This window comes from Mycobacterium sp. Dal123C01 (assembly GCF_052566995.1).
Genome location: NZ_CP199580.1, coordinates 2,209,827 through 2,226,205, shown reverse-complemented (window position 1 = coordinate 2,226,205; position 16,379 = coordinate 2,209,827). Strand labels below are relative to the sequence as shown.

The following is a 16,379-nucleotide window of genomic DNA, read 5'->3' as shown; positions in this document are numbered from 1 at the left end:
ACCCGGGCCGCCGGACCCGTAATGGATCGGCGAATCAGCATCCTGGCATGGCCAACTACCCCACCGACGATGCGGACTACCGGCGCACGCGCCGCCCATCGCCGACGCCCAGCGCCAACCGCTATCTCCCGCCGCTGGGTCGGCAGAAAGAGCCGGACCGCGGCAACCCGCCGCCGCGTCGCCCGTCCTCCGGCGAACGGATCACCGTCACCCGCGCCGCCGCCCTGCGCAGCCGCGAGATGGGCTCCCGGATGTACTGGATGGTTCAGCGGGCGGCCACCGCCGACGGCGCCGACAAGTCGGGCCTTACGGCGCTGACCTGGCCGGTGGTCGCGAACTCCGCGGCTGACTCTGCGATGGCTGTCGCCCTGGCGAACACGCTGTTCTTCGCCGCGGCCAGTGGGGAGAGCAAGTCCAAAGTCGCGCTGTACCTGTTGATTACCATCGCGCCCTTCGCGGTGATCGCGCCGCTCATCGGTCCGGCGCTGGACCGTTTGCAGCACGGCCGGCGGGTCGCGCTGGCTCTGTCATTTGGGCTGCGCACGGGGTTGGCCGTGCTGCTGATCATGAACTACGACGGCGCCAGCGGCAGTTTCCCGTCGTGGGTGCTCTATCCGTGCGCGCTCGCGATGATGGTGTTCTCGAAGTCGTTCAGCGTGCTGCGCAGCGCGGTGACACCACGGGTCATGCCGCCCACCATCGATCTGGTGCGGGTCAACGCCCGGCTGACCATGTTCGGTCTGCTCGGCGGCACCATCGCCGGCGGTGCGATCGCGGGCGGCCTCGAGTTCGCCGGCACCCACCTGGTGAAGCTGCCCGGAGCCTTGTTCGCCGTCGTCGCGGTCACGATCGCAGGAGCGATGCTGTCGATGCGAATCCCGCGCTGGGTCGAGGTGACCGCGGGTGAGGTGCCCGCCACCCTGAGCTATCGCCAGGACAGTGAACCGCTGCGCCGGAGGTGGCACAAGGAAGTCAGTGGGGCCCTTCGACAGCCGTTGGGGCGCAACATCATTACCTCACTATGGGGCAACTGCACGATCAAGGTGATGGTCGGCTTCCTGTTTCTGTATCCCGCGTTTGTCGCGAAGGCGCACCAGACCAACGGGTGGGCTCAGCTCGCCATGCTGGGCATCATCGGCGCCGCGGCCGGGATCGGTAACTTCGCCGGCAACTTCACCAGCGCACGGCTGAAATTGGGCAGGCCGTCCGTTTTGGTGGTCCGCTGCACCGTGGCGGTGTGCGCGGTTGCCTTTGCGGCCTCGGTGGCGGGCACCTTGGCGGCGGCCGCGATCGCCACCTTGGTTACCTCCGCCGCCAGTGCAATCGCCAAGGCATCGCTGGACGCATCGCTGCAAGACGACCTTCCCGAAGAGTCCCGGGCATCGGGATTCGGGCGCTCGGAGTCGACGCTGCAGCTGGCCTGGGTGTTGGGTGGTGCGGTGGGTGTGATGGTCTACACCGAGCTGTGGGTAGGCTTCACGGCCGTCAGTGCGATATTGATCCTGGGACTGGCGCAGACCGTGGTCAGCTTCCGCGGCAATTCCTTGATACCGGGCCTCGGAGGTAACCGGCCGGTGATGGTCGAACAGGAAGGCACGCCGCGTGACAGCGGTATGACCGCGGTGCCGAAGTGAAACGTGGTCTGGCCGTGCTGCTCGCGGTCGTGGTGATGCTGCTGGCCGTGGGAGCCGGGGTAGGCACGTGGTGGTTGGTGCGTACGCCCGGCCCGCGGCCACCAGAGATCAGCGCGTTCTCGCACGGGCAGCTGATCCGGGTGGGGCCCTACCTGTATTGCAACGTGCTCAACCTCAACGACTGTCAGCAACCGCAGGCCCAGGGCGAGCTGCGAGTCACCGAGCACTACCCCGTACAGCTCTCGGTCCCCGAAGCGATTTCGCGGGCACCGTGGCGGCTACTGCAGGTGTATGAGGACCCCGCCAACACCGCAACCACCATGTTCCGGCCGGGCACCCGGCTCGCGGTCACGATCCCGTCGGTCGACCCGCAGCGCGGCCGGCTGACCGGAATAGTCGTGCAGCTACTGACTTTGGTGGTCGACCCGTCGGGCGAACTGCACGATGTCCCGCACGCGGAATGGTCAGTGCGGATGGTTTCTTAGGCTCACGCGCCAAACGTTTACCCGTTCACGCGCCGTGGGCGTCCAGCACCCGCTCGCCGTCGACCGGCGGCCCGGGAGGCGTTCCATCGCCAAACGGCTTGCCCCCCAGCGCTTCCCGCCCGTGCGGTGTGAGCCAGCTCGTCAGGTCCGGACCCTTGGGCACGATACGAGTCGGGTTGATGTCGGCATGCACGATGTAGTAGTGCTGTTTGATCTGGACGAAATCCACGGTGTCCCCGAAGCCCGGCGTCTGGAACAGATCCCGCGCGTAGCCCCACAGCACAGGCATCTCGCTGAGTTTGCTTCGGTTGCACTTGAAGTGTCCGTGGTACACCGGGTCGAATCGGGCCAGCGTAGTGAACAGTCGCACGTCTGCCTCGGTGATGCTGTCGCCCACCAGATATCGCTGATTGGTCAGGCGATCACTCACCCAATCCAGTGCGGTGAACAGCCGGTCATAGGCGGCCTCGTAAGCCTGCTGCGAGCCGGCGAAGCCGCACCGGTATACGCCGTTGTTGATTTCGGCGTAGATCCTCTTGCTCACCTCGTCGATCTCGGCGCGCAGCGGTTCGGGGTACAGCACGGGCGCACCATCACGGTGGTAGGCGGTCCACTCGGTCGACAGGTCCAGGGTCATCTGTGCGAAATCGTTGGTGACGACGGCACCGGTCGGGACGTCGACGATCGCCGGGACGGTGATCCCCTTGGGGTAGTCGGGGAAGCGTTTGAAGTAGGCGTCTTGCAGCCGCGGGATCTTCAGAACCGGATCGACACCACCCGGGTCGAGGTCGAACGTCCAACTGCGCTGGTCGTGCGTGGGGCCGCAAAACCCAATCGAGAGAACATCTTCTAGGCCCAGCAACCGCCGGACGATGATCGCGCGATTCGCCCACGGACAAGCGCGAGCGACAACGAGTCGATACCGCCCCGGCTCCACGGGATAGCCGTCGCGTCCGTCGGCGGTGATGCGGGTGGGGATGTAGTTGGTGTCGCGGGTGAATTCCCCTGCACCGGCAACGTAGGTGGCCATACCGACATTCTGCTACGTGGCGATTGAGCCCGTCGACGCAGACACCGTCAGAAACCGTCGAGCCAGGTTGGTCTCGGTCGACTCGCCCGCTTCCCAGTGCGCGATCCACGGCCCGGTGCCCTCTGACTGATCGACGATTCCGTCCTCCAGCCAGCTGTACCGGCCCGCCAGCACATCGCGGGTCAACTGCACATCGCTGCTGTCGGTGTTGGTCCACAACGCGTCGAACAGCGCCTCGACCCGCAAGGTTGCTTGCTGACAAAACGTTTCGGCCAGCTCATAAGCCTGTTGGCCCAGCACCGGATCCGCGACGCGCTGTCCCTCGGCCCGCACGCACGTCGCCGACATCGCGAACAGCTCGGCACCGATATCGACGATGCGCCCCAGGAATCCCTGCTTTTGCTCTAGTTTGGCCTGCCAGCGCGCCATCCCGTAGAAGGTGTTGCGTGCCAGCTTGCGGGTGGAGCGTTCGATAAACCGCAGGTGCGACGCCAGCGGACCGAACTCGCTGTATGCCCTAGGTCGCTGCCCTTCACCAAAAACCAGCTGGGGCAACCACTTTGCATAAAAGCCGCTCGCGCCGACCGCCGCGGCCGCCTTCTCACGCAACCCCGTGTCAGGTTTCGCGAGGTCACCGGCAGCACTCAAGTGCGCATCGACGGCTTCTCGGGCAATGAGCAGCCTCATGATCTCGCTCGATCCCTCGAAAATCCGGTTGATCCGCAGATCGCGCAGCGCCTGCTCGGCCGGTACCGCGCGCTCGCCGCGTGCGGCCAACGATTCCGCGGTCTCATAGCCCCGGCCACCCCGGATCTGCAAGAGATCATCCGCGATGACGCAGGCCATTTCGCTGGACCACAATTTGGCCAGCGCCGCCTCGATGCGGATGTCGTTGCGGCCTTCGTCGGCCATCTGCGCGGACAGTTCCAGCACCGCGTCCAGCGCGTAGTTGGTGGCAGCCATGAACGAGATCTTGTGCGCCACCGCTTCATGTTCGGCCAACGGCTTGCCCCATTGCACACGCTCACCGGACCATTCACGCGCGATCTTCAGCGCCCACTTCGACGACCCCGTCGCGTTCGCGGGAATCGACAGCCGTCCGGCGTTGAGTGTGGTGAGCGCGATCTTCAACCCGTCGCCTTCGCGGCCGATCAGGTTCTCGGCCGGAACACGAACGCTGTGTAGGCGAGTCACGCCGTTCTCGATACCGCGTAGCCCCATGAACTTGTTGCGCCGCTCCACCGTGATCCCGGGCGAATCGGCCTCCACGACGAATGCGCTGATCCCGCCGCGGTGGCCGTCGCTCTTGGGGACCCGGGCCATGATCACCAGCAGTTCGGCGACCACGCCGTTGGTGGTCCACAACTTCACACCCTCGAGTTCGTAGGCCTGACCGTCCTCGACTGGTGTCGCCGTCGAGGCCAGCCGCGCGGGGTCGGAACCCACGTCCGGTTCGGTGAGCAGAAAAGCCGATATGGCCCCAGCAGCACAGCGCGGCAGGAACTTCCGCTTCTGCTCGGGACTACCGGCAAGTTTCAGCGGCTCGGGTACCCCGATCGACTGGTGCGCCGACAGCAGCGCACCAAGACTGGGGTGAACCGACGAAATCATCATCAATGCGCGGTTATAGGCCACTTGCGACATGTTCAACCCGCCGTATTCGGACGGAATCTTCATGCCGAAACAACCCAATTCGGCCAGACCCTTGACGTATTCATCGGGAATCTGCGCATCACGCTCGATGACACTGCCGTCGACGGTGTCCAGGAGTTCCCGCAACTTGCCGAGAAAATCGCGGGTGCGCGCCTCGTCGACGTCGGACGGTTTTGGGAACGGGTGTATCAGTTCCAACGGAAAATGACCGAGAAACAACTCTTTGGCGAAGGACGGTTTATCCCAACCACTTTCGCGGGACTCTTCCGCCAGAGCTCTCGCTTGTTCCTCAGTGACCTGCGCCTGCTGTGCCATCGCAGCCTCCTCGCTACACGACTATCGCGAGGACTGAGTACCCAAAGTACGACGCGGTACTCCCGCCGCTCAGCGGCACACGTCGTCGACGAGTTAGGCGTCGAGTTCCCGCGCTACCGCCTTGACCACCTCGGAGACGCGACGAGCCACCTTGCGGTCCGGGTAACGCCCCTTACGCAACTCAGGTTGCACGGCGCTCTCCAGCAGCGTGATCATGTCCTCGACCATGCCGTGCAGTTCATCGGGGCCGTGCTTGTGCTCGACAGGTATCTCGCGGCGCGTCTTGGCAAGGGTGGGCGGTGGATCGATCAGCTTGAGACTCAATGCCTGCGGTCCGCGCCGGCCAGAAGCCAAGCCAAATTCCACCCGCTGCCCTGCCTTGAGGCCCTCGACACCCTCGGGCAACGCCGACGAGCGGACATAGACGTCCTCGCCCTCTTCCTGTGACAGGAAGCCGAACCCCTTTTCGGCGTCGTACCACTTAACCTTGCCGGTCGGCACTGGTCTCACCTGCTTGTCTGACGGATTACTAGGAATGGACAACACAAGAAGCGTCCCGCTTGTGCAGGACGCGATGCGGATTCAGATCCTACTCGGGTGGTTGCCGGGCGAGCACCCCCGTTTCCTCGCGACTCGCTACGCTGGCAGTACCGCTGGAGGTGATATGCGCCTGGTTCTGAACGTCATTTGGCTTGTATTCGGTGGCCTCTGGATGGCCATCGGATACTTGGTTGCGGCGCTTATCAGCTTCTTGCTCATCATCACTATTCCGTTCGGGTTTGCGTCGCTGCGCATCGCCTCTTACGCGTTATGGCCGTTCGGCCGGACGATTGTCGACAAGCCGACCGCCGGCACCGGCGCCGTGATCGGAAATGTCATCTGGGTGCTGCTGTTCGGCATCTGGCTGGCGATCGGTCATCTGGTGAGCGCGGCGGCCATGGCGGTCACAATCATCGGTATTCCGCTGGCGCTGGCCAACCTCAAACTGATCCCGGTGTCGCTGATGCCGCTGGGCAAGGAGATCGTTCCGGTCGACTCGCCGGCCCCATTCGCGCGGGTGCCCGCATGACGCTGACCGCACTGGGCGTGCCGACGGTGCCGAAGGGTGCGGCCAACGACGCCGCCCTCCTCGCCGGAGCGCCAACCGCTGGCCCGTTGCTCGACACCTACGGCAGGGCCGCCACCGATCTGCGCGTGTCGCTGACCGATCGCTGCAACCTGCGATGCAGCTACTGCATGCCGGCCGAAGGCCTGGACTGGCTGCCCGGTGAGCAGCTACTGCAGCCAGACGAGCTGGCCAGGCTGCTGCAAATCGCCGTGACCCGGCTCGGTGTCACCAGCGTGCGGTTTACCGGCGGTGAGCCGCTGCTGTCCCGCCACCTCGAAGAGGTGGTCGCGGCGGCGGCCGGATTGCGGCCCCGTCCGGAAATTTCGCTGACCACCAACGCAGTCGGGCTTGCGCGGCGGGCTGCCGGACTGGTCGCGGCAGGGCTGGACCGGGTCAACATTTCGCTGGACAGCGTCAACCGGGATCACTTCGCGGCCATCACGCGCCGCGACCGGCTCGCCGACGTGGTGGCCGGGCTGGCCGCCGCCCAGGCAGCAGGCCTGACGCCGGTCAAAGTGAACGCCGTCCTGAACCCCGCCACCGGCCGCGAGGATGTCGTTGAGCTGCTGCGGTTCTGCCTCGAGCACGGCTACCAGTTGCGCGTCATCGAGCAGATGCCGCTGGACGCCGGGCACCACTGGAACCGGGAGGCCGCGCTGACGGCTGACGACGTGCTGGCGGCGCTGCGGCCACACTTCCGGTTGCGCCCGGACCCGGCCCCGCGCGGTTCGGCGCCGGCCGAGCTGTGGCTGGTCGACACCGGCCCGAATACGCCGGCCGGAAAATTCGGTGTCATTGCGTCGGTGTCGCATGCCTTCTGCTCGACCTGTGACCGCACCCGACTGACGGCCGACGGCCAGATCCGCAGCTGTTTGTTCTCCGCCGACGAGACCGACCTGCGCGGCCTGCTGCGCGGCGGTGCGACCGACGACGCGATCGAGGCGGCGTGGCGCACCGCGATGTGGGGCAAACCCGCCGGCCACGGAATCAACGACCCGAACTTCATCCAGCCCGACCGTCCGATGAGCGCCATCGGTGGCTGAGCTCCCCGTCGACACGGACGACATCCAGGTGACGATCCGCTACTTCGCCGCCGCGCGCGCGGCCGCCGAGGCCGAATCGGAAACGGTAGTACTGCGCCCGGGCACCACGGTGGCCGATTTGGTTGAAAGACTCTCCGTTCCGGGTACCCGACTCGCAACTGTATTGAGCCGGTGCTCCTATCTCTGCGACGGCATCGCGGTTCGCGACGAAACCAAAGCGTTGCGCTCGGGTAACACGATCGACGTGTTACCCCCCTTCGCTGGCGGTTGATTTTGTGAGATAGGTCACGTAACGGAATGATAACGGCGCGGACACGGCCCGATATCGGGTCGTAGTGACCTGCGCAAATCCCAGGTGTTCCTGCGCCTTTCGAAGATGTCCGTGGGGGAAACGCCGCGTTTCGTAAGAAGTGACGCGGCCAACAGAACCCGCTAGCGTCGCCGGAGGCTCGCCAAGCTAAACCGGTGGCGTTCCTCCCTCGCCTATCGCGCCGAGCTCCATCCAGTAGGCGAGGGAACACCATACGTGGATGGAGACGGGGGACCCACCGGTCCACCGTGATCGAACCGGAGTCGCTTGCGACTCCTTGGGGTGAAGCTGACGTCGTCGCCCTGACGACGCCAGCCGGGTGACCTCTTGAACCCGAACCCGACAGCTGACCTCGTAGGCGTGTTACGAGAGGAATTTTCGGCGTAATGAGTGGACGTCACCGCAAGCCCACGACATCCAACATCAACGTCGCCAAGATCGCCTTTACTGGCGCGGTACTTGGTGGCGGCAGCATCGCTATGGCTGGTCAAGCAGCCGCGGCGACCGATGGCGAATGGGATCAGGTAGCCCGTTGCGAGTCCGGCGGCAACTGGGGAATCAACACTGGCAACGGCTATTTCGGGGGCGTGCAGTTCAACGCAGGCACCTGGGCCTCCCATGGTGGCGGCCAGTACGCGCCGACAGCTCAGCTGGCCACCCGGGAACAGCAGATCGCCGTCGCTGAGCGAGTTCTCGCGACCCAGGGCCGTGGCGCCTGGCCGGTGTGTGGTGGTCCGCTGTCGGGTCCCACCCCGCGCGAGGTTCTGCCCACACCCGCGGGATTGGATGCACCAGGGCTCAACGGCGACCCGGCACCACTGGCCCCACCGCCGGCTGACGCTCCTCCACCGCTGCCTCCGCCGCCCGCCGACCCACCCGCGCCGGTGCAGCTGGCCTCTTTCGACCAACCGGCACCCCCGGAGAATGTCCCACCCGCACCGCCCGCAGACCTGACGCCGCCCGCACCGCCCGCGGACGCTCTGCCGCCGGCGCCTCCCGCGGACGCCATGCCGCCGGCCCCTCCCGCCGACGCTCCGCCTCCTGCCGACGCCATGCCGCCGGCCCCGCCGGCCGACGCTCCGCCTCCCGCGGACGCCGTGCCCCCGGCGGACGCCCCCGCGCCGCCGGCTCCCGGCGACGCCAACGGCGCACCCGGCGAACCGCAGCAGGCCACGAAGGTCGGCTACACGCAAAAAGTATGGGAAGCGATCCGCGGCGAGGATGTCAACGGCAACAACGCGCTGGATTCGCTGGCGCTGTCGGCCCCCGTCAGCTGACGCGTCGCGCGCCGGGTCGAATCCGGCGCTAGGCCGAACCCACCCACTCGTCGGTTCCGTCGTCGAAAAACTGGTGTTTCCACACCGGTAGCCGTGCCTTGATGGTGTCGACGAGCTGGGCGCAGGTGGCAAATGCGGCCTGCCGGTGGTCGGCGGCAACCGCGGCCACCAGTGCCGCCTCTCCGATGTGCAGCGCGCCGATCCGGTGGCTGGCCGCGACCGCGCGCACGCCACCGGCCTCCTGGGCGACTTCTGCCACCACGTCCGCCAGCACCTGCGCGGACGACGGATGCGCGGAATACTCGAGCCGCACCACCCGGCGTCCCTCGTCGTGGTCGCGAATCATGCCGACGAATCCAACGATGGCGCCGGCCGACCGGTGACCTACCAGTGCTTCATGCTCGGCCAAGAAAATCGGCTCCTCGGTCAGCGAAGCACGCAGGACGACCGTCATCGCTCGTGGTCTTTTCCGGCGATCTGGTCGAGGGCATGCTCGAGCACGTCGGCAAGCACTCCCAGCCCGTCACGTACTCCGCCGGGCGAACCAGGCAGGTTGACGATCAAGGTCTTGCCGGCGACACCGCACACACCGCGCGACAGCACCGATGTCGGCACCTTGGGAAGCCCCGAATGGCGAATGGCCTCAGCCAGGCCGGGCACCATGTAGTCCAGCACCGCAACGGTCTGATCGGGGGTCGCATCGGTCGGCGAGATACCGGTGCCACCCGAGGTGAGAATGACGTCGACATCGTCGTCGAGCGCACCGCGCAGCGCCTCGCCGACCGGGTTCCCGTCGGCGACCACTTCCGGGTCCGCAGCCGAAAATCCGTGCTGCGCAAGCCATTCAGCAATGATCGGTCCGCATTTGTCGGTATACACACCGTCCGACGCGCGGGTCGAGGCGACAATGATTCGTGCGGATCGGGTGCTCATCACCGCGCCCAATTTCCGGTCTTGCCGCCCTCCTTGCGGAGCACACGGACGTCATCGATACGGGCCGCCGGGTCAACCGCTTTAATCATGTCGTAGAGCGTAAGCGCGGCCACACTCACGGCCGTCAGCGCCTCCATCTCCACGCCCGTGCGGTCGGTGCTGCGCACCGTCGCGACGATCTCGATATCCGCCTCGCCAACGGTGAAATCGACGTCGACTCCGGTGAGCGCGAGCTGGTGACACAACGGGATCAGCTCGCTGGTGCGTTTGGCCGCCAGAATCCCCGCCACCCGGGCAGTAGCCAACGCATCGCCCTTGGGCAGCCCGCCACTGGAGAGCAGCGTCACCACTTGGGCGGAGGTCCGTAAGGCGCCCGCGGCAACGGCGGTGCGCTTGGTGGCTCCCTTGTCGGTGACATCGACCATGTGCGCCGCGCCCCGCTCGTCGAGGTGGGACAGTGCGTCCGGGCGGGATTCCGCCGACTGCCCGGCCTTGGCAGGCCTGGACGCCCCGGATGCCCCAGCCATCCCGGTGACCTAGCGGTTGACGACGGTGACCGGGTGGACGTAGGGCAGGTCGTCGGAGGGCACCGGGAACACCACGTCGCCAAACGGCGATAGCGCACCCGTGCGATCGGTCGCAAGCTCGCTCACCGCGTGATCGTCGGGATCCGTCGCCGGCCAGCCGTTGTCGACGTACCTGGTTTTGCCCGCCTTGCCCTCAGCAATGTCAGCCACGTCGTCCATTCTGACAGGTCGCGCCCGCGCGCGTGACGCTAGTCGGCAAGCGCGGCTGTACCCCGTGAGCCGGCGGCACCCCGCAGGCACGGCTTGGTTCGTCCTCGCCGCCACCTGAGGATCCGCGAGCTGCTTTACGCTGGTCAGCGATGACCGACAACACCCCGGATATCCCGCTGGGGTCCTGGCTGGCCGACTTGCCCGACGAGCGGCTGATCCGACTACTGGAATTACGGCCAGACCTTGCCCAGCCGCCACCCGGCAACATCGCCGCACTGGCCGCGCGCGCCGGGGCGCGACAGTCGGTCAAAGCCGCCACCGACGAGCTCGACTTCCTGCGGCTGGCGGTACTCGACGCGCTGCTGGTGCTGCATGCCGACACCGCTGCGGTGCCGACCGCGAAGCTGCTGGCGCTGATCGACGACCGCGCCCCCGAGACCGACGTGATCGACGCGCTGGACGACCTCAGGCGGCGCGCTCTGGTCTGGGGCGATGCCGCGACGCGGGTGTCCGCCGACACCGGCATGGCGCTGCCCTGGCATCCGGGGCAGGTGACGCTCGAGGACACTTCACGCACCGGCGAACAGATTTCGGAGCTCATCGACGGGCTCAACCAGGCGCAGACCGAGGTGCTGCAGAAGCTGCTCGAGGGGTCTCCGATGGGGCGTACCCGTGACGCCGCGCCCGGCGCCCCCACAGATCGGCCGGTGCCACAGCTGCTGGCGATGGGCCTGCTACGACGGGTCGATGCCGAGACAGTGATCTTGCCCCGGCACGTCGCGCAGGTACTGCGCGGCGAGCAGCCCGGACCGATGACGCTGACGGCACCCGACCCGGTGGTATCGACCACCACACACCACGACGTCGACGCCTCGGCGGCCGGAGCCGTCATTGACCTGCTACGTGAATTCGACGTCCTGCTGGAAAACCTCGGCACCACACCGGTTTCCGAATTGCGTAGCGGTGGACTGGGAGTCCGCGAAGTCAAGCGGCTGGCCAAGGCAACCGGCATTGACGAGCCGCGGCTGGGCCTGGTTCTCGAAGTCGCGGCCGCCGCCGGGTTGATCGCCAGCGGCACGCCCGATCGGGGACCGGAAAACGGTGACGGATTGTATTGGGCGCCGACGGTGGCCGCCGACCGGTTCGCCGCGATGTCCGCGGCCGCACGTTGGCACCTGCTGGCCAGCGCCTGGCTCGACCTTCCAGGCCGCCCGGGACTGATCGGCAGCCGCGGTCCGGATGCCAAACCGTATGCAGCCCTGTCTGATTCGCTCTACTCAACGGCAGCCCCGCTGGATCGACGGTTGCTGCTGGGCATGCTGGCCGACCTGCCCACCGGCGCTTGTGTCGACGCGAGAACGGCGTCGGCGGCGCTGCTCTGGCGGCGTCCGCGCTGGACCAGGCGATTGCAGCCCGGGCCCGTAGCGGATCTGCTGGCCGAGAGCCACGCGATGGGGTTGGTGGGCCGCGGCGCGATCAGCACTCCCGGCCGCGCCCTGCTGGAGGAAACCGTCGACTTCTCCGTCACGGTCGACGCCATGGCGCGGGCACTGCCCAAACCGATCGACCACTTCCTGATGCAAGCCGACCTGACCGTCGTGGTGCCCGGGCCCCTGCAACGCGATCTCGCCGACGAACTCGCGACGGTGGCCAACGTCGAATCGGCCGGTGCGGCGATGGTCTACCGCATCAGCGAGCAGTCGATCCGGCACGCGCTCGATGTCGGCAAAACCCGCGACTGGATGCACGCATTTTTTGCCAGCCGCTCCAAAACTCCTGTGCCGCAGGGGCTCACCTACCTCATCGACGATGTCGCGCGCCGGCACGGCCAGCTTCGAATCGGCATGGCCGCGTCGTTCGTGCGCTGCGAAGACCCGGCTCTGCTGGCCCAGGCGATAGCGGCGGCCGAAGACCTGCAGCTGCGGGCCCTGACCCCGACCGTGGCGGTATCCCCCGTGCCGATCGCCGAGATGCTCTCCGCGCTCCGGGCCGCGGGCTTCGCCCCCGCCGCCGAAGATTCCACCGGCGCGATCGTCGACGTCCGCCCGTTGCGGGCACGGGTACCCACGCCGCAGCAACGCCGGCCATACCGCGCGGCGCCGCGCCCCAACAGCGAGACACTGAACGCGGTGGTCTCAGTACTCCGCAAGGTGACCACCGCGCCGTTCGGCAATAGCCGCGTCGACCCGGCGCTGGCGATGTCGCTGCTGCAAGACGCGGCAAAGAAGCAAGACACACTGGTGATCGGGTATCTCGACGCCGCGGGCGTGGCCAGCCAGCGGATGGTGTCGCCGATCACAATCCGGGGTGGCCAGCTCGTGGCCTTTGATTCGGCGTCGGGACGGCTACGTGACTTCGCGATCCACCGCATCACGTCAGTAGTGTCGGCCGACAACCGATAATGGATCACATGCGCGCCGGCGACGATGCAGAGCGCAGCGATGAGGAGGAGTAGCGCAAGATGTCCGACGGACCGTTGATCGTTCAGTCCGATAAGACAGTGCTGCTCGAAGTCGATCACGAGCTGGCCGGCGCCGCACGCGCCGCCATCGCGCCGTTTGCCGAACTGGAACGCGCACCCGAGCACATACATACCTATCGCATCACGCCGCTGGCGTTGTGGAACGCCCGCGCCGCCGGCCACGACGCCGAGCAGGTGGTCGACGCGCTGGTCAGTTTCTCGCGTTACGCGGTGCCGCAGCCGCTGCTGGTGGACATTGTCGACACCATGGCCCGCTATGGCCGGTTGCAGTTGGTCAAGAGTCCGGTGCACGGCCTGACGCTGGTCAGCATGGACCGCGCTGTGCTCGAAGAGGTGCTGCGCCACAAGAAAATCGCACCGATGCTGGGCGCCCGACTCGATGACGACACTGTTGTCGTCCACCCCAGCGAACGCGGCCGCGTCAAGCAGATGCTGCTCAAGATCGGCTGGCCCGCAGAAGATCTCGCGGGCTATGTCAATGGCGAGGCGCATCCGATCAGCCTGGAGTTCGATGGCTGGGAGCTGCGCGACTATCAACAGTTGGCCACGGACTCGTTCTGGGCCGGCGGCTCCGGGGTGGTCGTCCTGCCCTGCGGCGCCGGCAAGACCTTGGTCGGTGCGGCCGCGATGGCCAAAGCCGGTGCGACGACGCTCATCCTGGTCACCAACATCGTTGCTGCCCGGCAGTGGAAGCGAGAGCTCGTCGCGCGAACCTCGCTGACCGAGGACGAGATCGGCGAATACTCCGGCGAGCGCAAAGAGATCCGGCCGGTCACCATCTCCACGTACCAGATGGTCACCCGCCGCACCAAGGGCGAATACCGGCACCTGGAGCTCTTCGACAGTCGCGACTGGGGGCTCATCATCTACGACGAGGTGCACCTGCTGCCGGCGCCGGTATTCCGGATGACCGCCGATTTGCAGTCCCGGCGTCGGCTGGGCCTGACCGCCACGTTGATCCGCGAAGACGGCCGCGAGGGCGACGTGTTCTCCCTGATCGGCCCGAAACGCTATGACGCGCCGTGGAAGGACATCGAGGCGCAGGGCTGGATCGCTCCGGCGGAGTGTGTGGAAGTCCGGGTCACGATGACCGATAACGAACGGATGATGTACGCCACCGCCGAACCCGAGGAACGCTACAAACTGTGCTCGACGGTGCACACGAAAATCGCTGTGGTCAAGTCGATTCTGGCGAAGCATCCGGGCGAGCAGACCCTGGTGATCGGCGCCTACCTCGATCAGCTCGACGAGCTCGGCGCCGAGCTGAACGCCCCGGTGATCCAGGGGTCGACCAAGACCAAGGAACGCGAGGCGTTGTTCGAAGCCTTCCGCACCGGTGAAATATCGACGCTGGTGGTGTCCAAGGTCGCCAACTTCTCCATCGACTTACCCGAAGCCTCGGTGGCGGTCCAGGTTTCGGGCACCTTCGGCTCGCGGCAAGAGGAGGCCCAACGGCTGGGCCGGTTACTGCGGCCCAAGGCCGACGGCGGTGGCGCCATCTTCTACTCGGTGGTGGCCCGTGACAGCCTGGACGCCGAATACGCCGCGCACCGGCAGCGCTTTTTGGCCGAGCAGGGCTACGGCTACATCATCCGCGACGCGGACGACCTTCTGGGACCGGCGATTTAGACCGACAAGATCGTCGCCGACGCGGTGCCGGGAGCGCCGTACACCTGTGCCAGCCCGACTCTCGGGTTGCCGGGCACCTGACGGTCACCCGCCTCGCCACGCAGCTGACGCACCAACTCGTGCATCTGCCGCAGCCCTGAGGCACCGATCGGCTCACCGTTGGCGATCAGACCGCCATCGGTGTTGACCGGTATCGAACCGTGAATCTCGGTGGCGCCGTCGGCCAGCAGCTTTTCCTGTTCGCCGTCGGCGCACAGACCCGTCTCGGCCATGTGGATCACCTCGTTGCCGGCGTCGGTGTCCTGCAGTTGAGCCACGTCGACGTCCTCGGGTCCGATGCCGGCGGCCTCGTAGGCCGCATTGGAGGCGTACACCGTCGGGGAGACGTCGCCGTCCAGCGGAGCGAAGGTGGCGTGCACTTCGTAGGCGCCGTACGTGCGGGTGCGGATTTCGCAGGCCCGCACATACACCGGCTTGTCGGTGTACTTGTGCGCGATGTCGGCCCGGCACATGATCACCGCGGCCGCACCCTCGTCGGGCGCGCAGAACATGTACTGCGTCAGGGGGTAGTTGAGCACCGCCGAGTTGAGGATCTCTTCCTCGGAAATCGGCTTGCGGCGGAAGGCATTCGGGTTCAGCGCTCCGTTGCGGAAGTTCTTGGCCGCCACCTTGGCCAAGGTGGCCTGCGAGATGTTGTGGTCGTGCAGGTACTTGTTGGCCTTCATCCCGAAGAACTTGGTGGTGACGAACTGCCCGTTCTGCGCGTACCACTGCGGCAGCGCCAACTTCGCGGGGTCGTCGGTGAACGCGCCACGCGGATGCTTGTCCAAGCCGATGGCGATGCCGATGTCGTACTTGCCCAACCGAATGGTGTCGGCGGTCTGCTGAATGGCACTGGCGGCGGTGGCACAGGCATTGAACACGTTGGTAAAGGTGATGCCGGTCAGTCCGACCAGACGGGTCACTGCGTCGGGGTTGGACACCTCGTGGCTACCGCCAAAACCGAACTGGATGTCTTTCCATTGGACGCCGGCGTCGGTCAGGGCGAATTGGATGGCCTCGGCGCCCATTTGCATCGCGGTCTTGTCGAACCTGCCGAAGGGGTGCAGGCCGACGCCGATGATGGCTACATCGTTACTCATCTCAGGCTCCTTCTTTCTAGACCGGCTGGAAGGCGAACGTGATGATCTCGTTGCCGTCTGCGTCGGTGGTGAACGGCAGCATGGTGAGCTCGACCTCCTGGCCGAACTGGAGTTTGGCCGGGTCGTTCTCGGTGAGGCGTCCCTCGACGCGGATCACCGCGTCTTCTCCCAAGCCGAGCTGAACCAGGCCCACGCCGAACGGGACGAAGTCTTTGCCGGTCGGGCCGGCGTAAGGGGCCCCGGGCGCGAAGCCCTGGGTCGTCCAGGCCACCAGGGTGCCGCTGCGCGGCAACAGCACGTCGCTCATTGCTGCGCCGCTGCACCGCGGGCACCACTGCTGCACCGGGAAGGTGGTGGCACTGCAATCACCGCACCGACTACCGATCAGCTGCGGGTTCTCATCGGGCCAGGTCGAGATCTCGGGGGCAAGTGCCTTTTGCATCGAGCGATCCTCCGTCGTCCGCCAACTTGATAATGCGCTCACTAAAAGCTACAACAGCGTTCCACAAAAGTGGAAACCGCATTCTCCGAGGCCGTATGACGGCGACGCCGTTCCCGTCACACGGAGCCAAACTCTTTATCCCGGCACCCCAATCCGCTT

Annotated in this window: 17 protein-coding genes and 1 riboswitch; of the genes, 8 read left to right on the top strand and 9 right to left on the bottom strand. The window is 66.3% G+C overall.

Annotated features, from left to right (window positions below):
• The first annotated feature begins 47 nt into the window (after nt 1-47).
• Together ACTXG5_RS10710 and ACTXG5_RS10705 are read left to right on the top strand one after the other, a co-directional pair.
• On the top strand, nt 48-1,634 hold the full coding sequence (locus ACTXG5_RS10710) for an MFS transporter (RefSeq protein WP_445163632.1): 1,587 nt from the start codon (nt 48-50) through the stop codon (nt 1,632-1,634).
• Nucleotides 1,631-2,119 carry a DUF2771 domain-containing protein gene (locus ACTXG5_RS10705; RefSeq protein ID WP_445163631.1) on the top strand — a complete coding sequence of 163 codons (489 nt, stop codon included), beginning with the start codon at nt 1,631-1,633 and terminating at the stop codon, nt 2,117-2,119. The genes ACTXG5_RS10710 and ACTXG5_RS10705 overlap by 4 nt, the downstream gene beginning before the upstream one ends.
• A gap of 25 nt (nt 2,120-2,144) precedes the next feature.
• Here the strand turns inward: ACTXG5_RS10705 and ACTXG5_RS10700 are convergent, their stop codons facing one another.
• From ACTXG5_RS10700 to ACTXG5_RS10690, 3 genes are all read right to left on the bottom strand, one after another.
• Complete coding sequence (locus tag ACTXG5_RS10700; protein ID WP_445163630.1) at nt 2,145-3,149, bottom strand: glutathione S-transferase family protein; 1,005 nt, start codon at nt 3,147-3,149, stop codon at nt 2,145-2,147.
• Nucleotides 3,150-3,161: 12 nt separating this feature from the next.
• A complete protein-coding gene (locus tag ACTXG5_RS10695) occupies nt 3,162-5,117 on the bottom strand; it encodes an acyl-CoA dehydrogenase family protein (protein ID WP_445163629.1) in 1,956 nt (651 codons plus the stop codon).
• Nucleotides 5,118-5,210: 93 nt separating this feature from the next.
• Complete coding sequence (locus ACTXG5_RS10690) at nt 5,211-5,618, bottom strand: cold-shock protein (protein WP_445163628.1); 408 nt, start codon at nt 5,616-5,618, stop codon at nt 5,211-5,213.
• 163 nt (nt 5,619-5,781) lie between these two features.
• Between ACTXG5_RS10690 and ACTXG5_RS10685 the strand changes: the two genes are divergently transcribed.
• From ACTXG5_RS10685 to ACTXG5_RS10670, 4 genes are all read left to right on the top strand, one after another.
• The gene (locus tag ACTXG5_RS10685) at nt 5,782-6,186 is read left to right on the top strand and encodes a YccF domain-containing protein (protein WP_445163627.1); all 405 of its coding nucleotides are present in this window, start codon (nt 5,782-5,784) and stop codon (nt 6,184-6,186) included.
• A complete protein-coding gene (gene moaA / locus ACTXG5_RS10680; protein ID WP_445163626.1) occupies nt 6,183-7,268 on the top strand; it encodes a GTP 3',8-cyclase MoaA in 1,086 nt (361 codons plus the stop codon). The genes ACTXG5_RS10685 and moaA overlap by 4 nt, the downstream gene beginning before the upstream one ends.
• On the top strand, nt 7,261-7,539 hold the full coding sequence (locus ACTXG5_RS10675) for a MoaD/ThiS family protein (RefSeq protein ID WP_445163625.1): 279 nt from the start codon (nt 7,261-7,263) through the stop codon (nt 7,537-7,539). The genes moaA and ACTXG5_RS10675 overlap by 8 nt, the downstream gene beginning before the upstream one ends.
• A 208-nt stretch (nt 7,540-7,747) precedes the next feature.
• Nucleotides 7,748-7,955: riboswitch (cyclic di-AMP (ydaO/yuaA leader) on the top strand.
• 9 nt (nt 7,956-7,964) lie between these two features.
• Nucleotides 7,965-8,855, top strand: coding sequence for a transglycosylase family protein (locus tag ACTXG5_RS10670; protein ID WP_445163624.1), 891 nt, complete (start codon nt 7,965-7,967; stop codon nt 8,853-8,855).
• Between the two features lie 28 nt (nt 8,856-8,883).
• Here ACTXG5_RS10670 and ACTXG5_RS10665 read toward each other — a convergent pair whose 3' ends face one another.
• The 4 genes from ACTXG5_RS10665 to ACTXG5_RS10650 are packed head-to-tail and all read right to left on the bottom strand — an operon-like array spanning nt 8,884 to nt 10,525.
• A complete protein-coding gene (locus ACTXG5_RS10665; RefSeq protein ID WP_445163623.1) occupies nt 8,884-9,309 on the bottom strand; it encodes a molybdenum cofactor biosynthesis protein MoaE in 426 nt (141 codons plus the stop codon).
• Entirely contained in the window at nt 9,306-9,788 is a 483-nt protein-coding gene (locus tag ACTXG5_RS10660; RefSeq protein ID WP_445163622.1) for a MogA/MoaB family molybdenum cofactor biosynthesis protein, read from the bottom strand. The genes ACTXG5_RS10665 and ACTXG5_RS10660 overlap by 4 nt, the downstream gene beginning before the upstream one ends.
• Nucleotides 9,788-10,315, bottom strand: coding sequence for a cyclic pyranopterin monophosphate synthase MoaC (moaC, locus tag ACTXG5_RS10655; protein WP_445163621.1), 528 nt, complete (start codon nt 10,313-10,315; stop codon nt 9,788-9,790). The genes ACTXG5_RS10660 and moaC overlap by 1 nt, the downstream gene beginning before the upstream one ends.
• A 9-nt stretch (nt 10,316-10,324) precedes the next feature.
• Nucleotides 10,325-10,525: a hypothetical protein gene (locus ACTXG5_RS10650; protein ID WP_313861514.1), complete on the bottom strand. Its 201-nt coding sequence runs from the start codon at nt 10,523-10,525 to the stop codon at nt 10,325-10,327.
• Nucleotides 10,526-10,674: 149 nt separating this feature from the next.
• On the opposite strand from ACTXG5_RS10650, the gene ACTXG5_RS10645 reads away from it, so the two are divergent.
• A complete protein-coding gene (locus ACTXG5_RS10645) occupies nt 10,675-12,927 on the top strand; it encodes a helicase-associated domain-containing protein (RefSeq protein ID WP_445163620.1) in 2,253 nt (750 codons plus the stop codon).
• Between the two features lie 59 nt (nt 12,928-12,986).
• On the top strand, nt 12,987-14,636 hold the full coding sequence (locus ACTXG5_RS10640) for a DNA repair helicase XPB (RefSeq protein WP_445163619.1): 1,650 nt from the start codon (nt 12,987-12,989) through the stop codon (nt 14,634-14,636).
• Here ACTXG5_RS10640 and ACTXG5_RS10635 read toward each other — a convergent pair.
• Entirely contained in the window at nt 14,633-15,778 is a 1,146-nt protein-coding gene (locus ACTXG5_RS10635; protein WP_445163618.1) for a thiolase family protein, read from the bottom strand. The genes ACTXG5_RS10640 and ACTXG5_RS10635 overlap by 4 nt on opposite strands.
• 16 nt (nt 15,779-15,794) lie before the next feature.
• A complete protein-coding gene (locus ACTXG5_RS10630; RefSeq protein WP_445163617.1) occupies nt 15,795-16,220 on the bottom strand; it encodes a Zn-ribbon domain-containing OB-fold protein in 426 nt (141 codons plus the stop codon).
• Between the last annotated feature and the right edge of the window lie 159 nt (nt 16,221-16,379).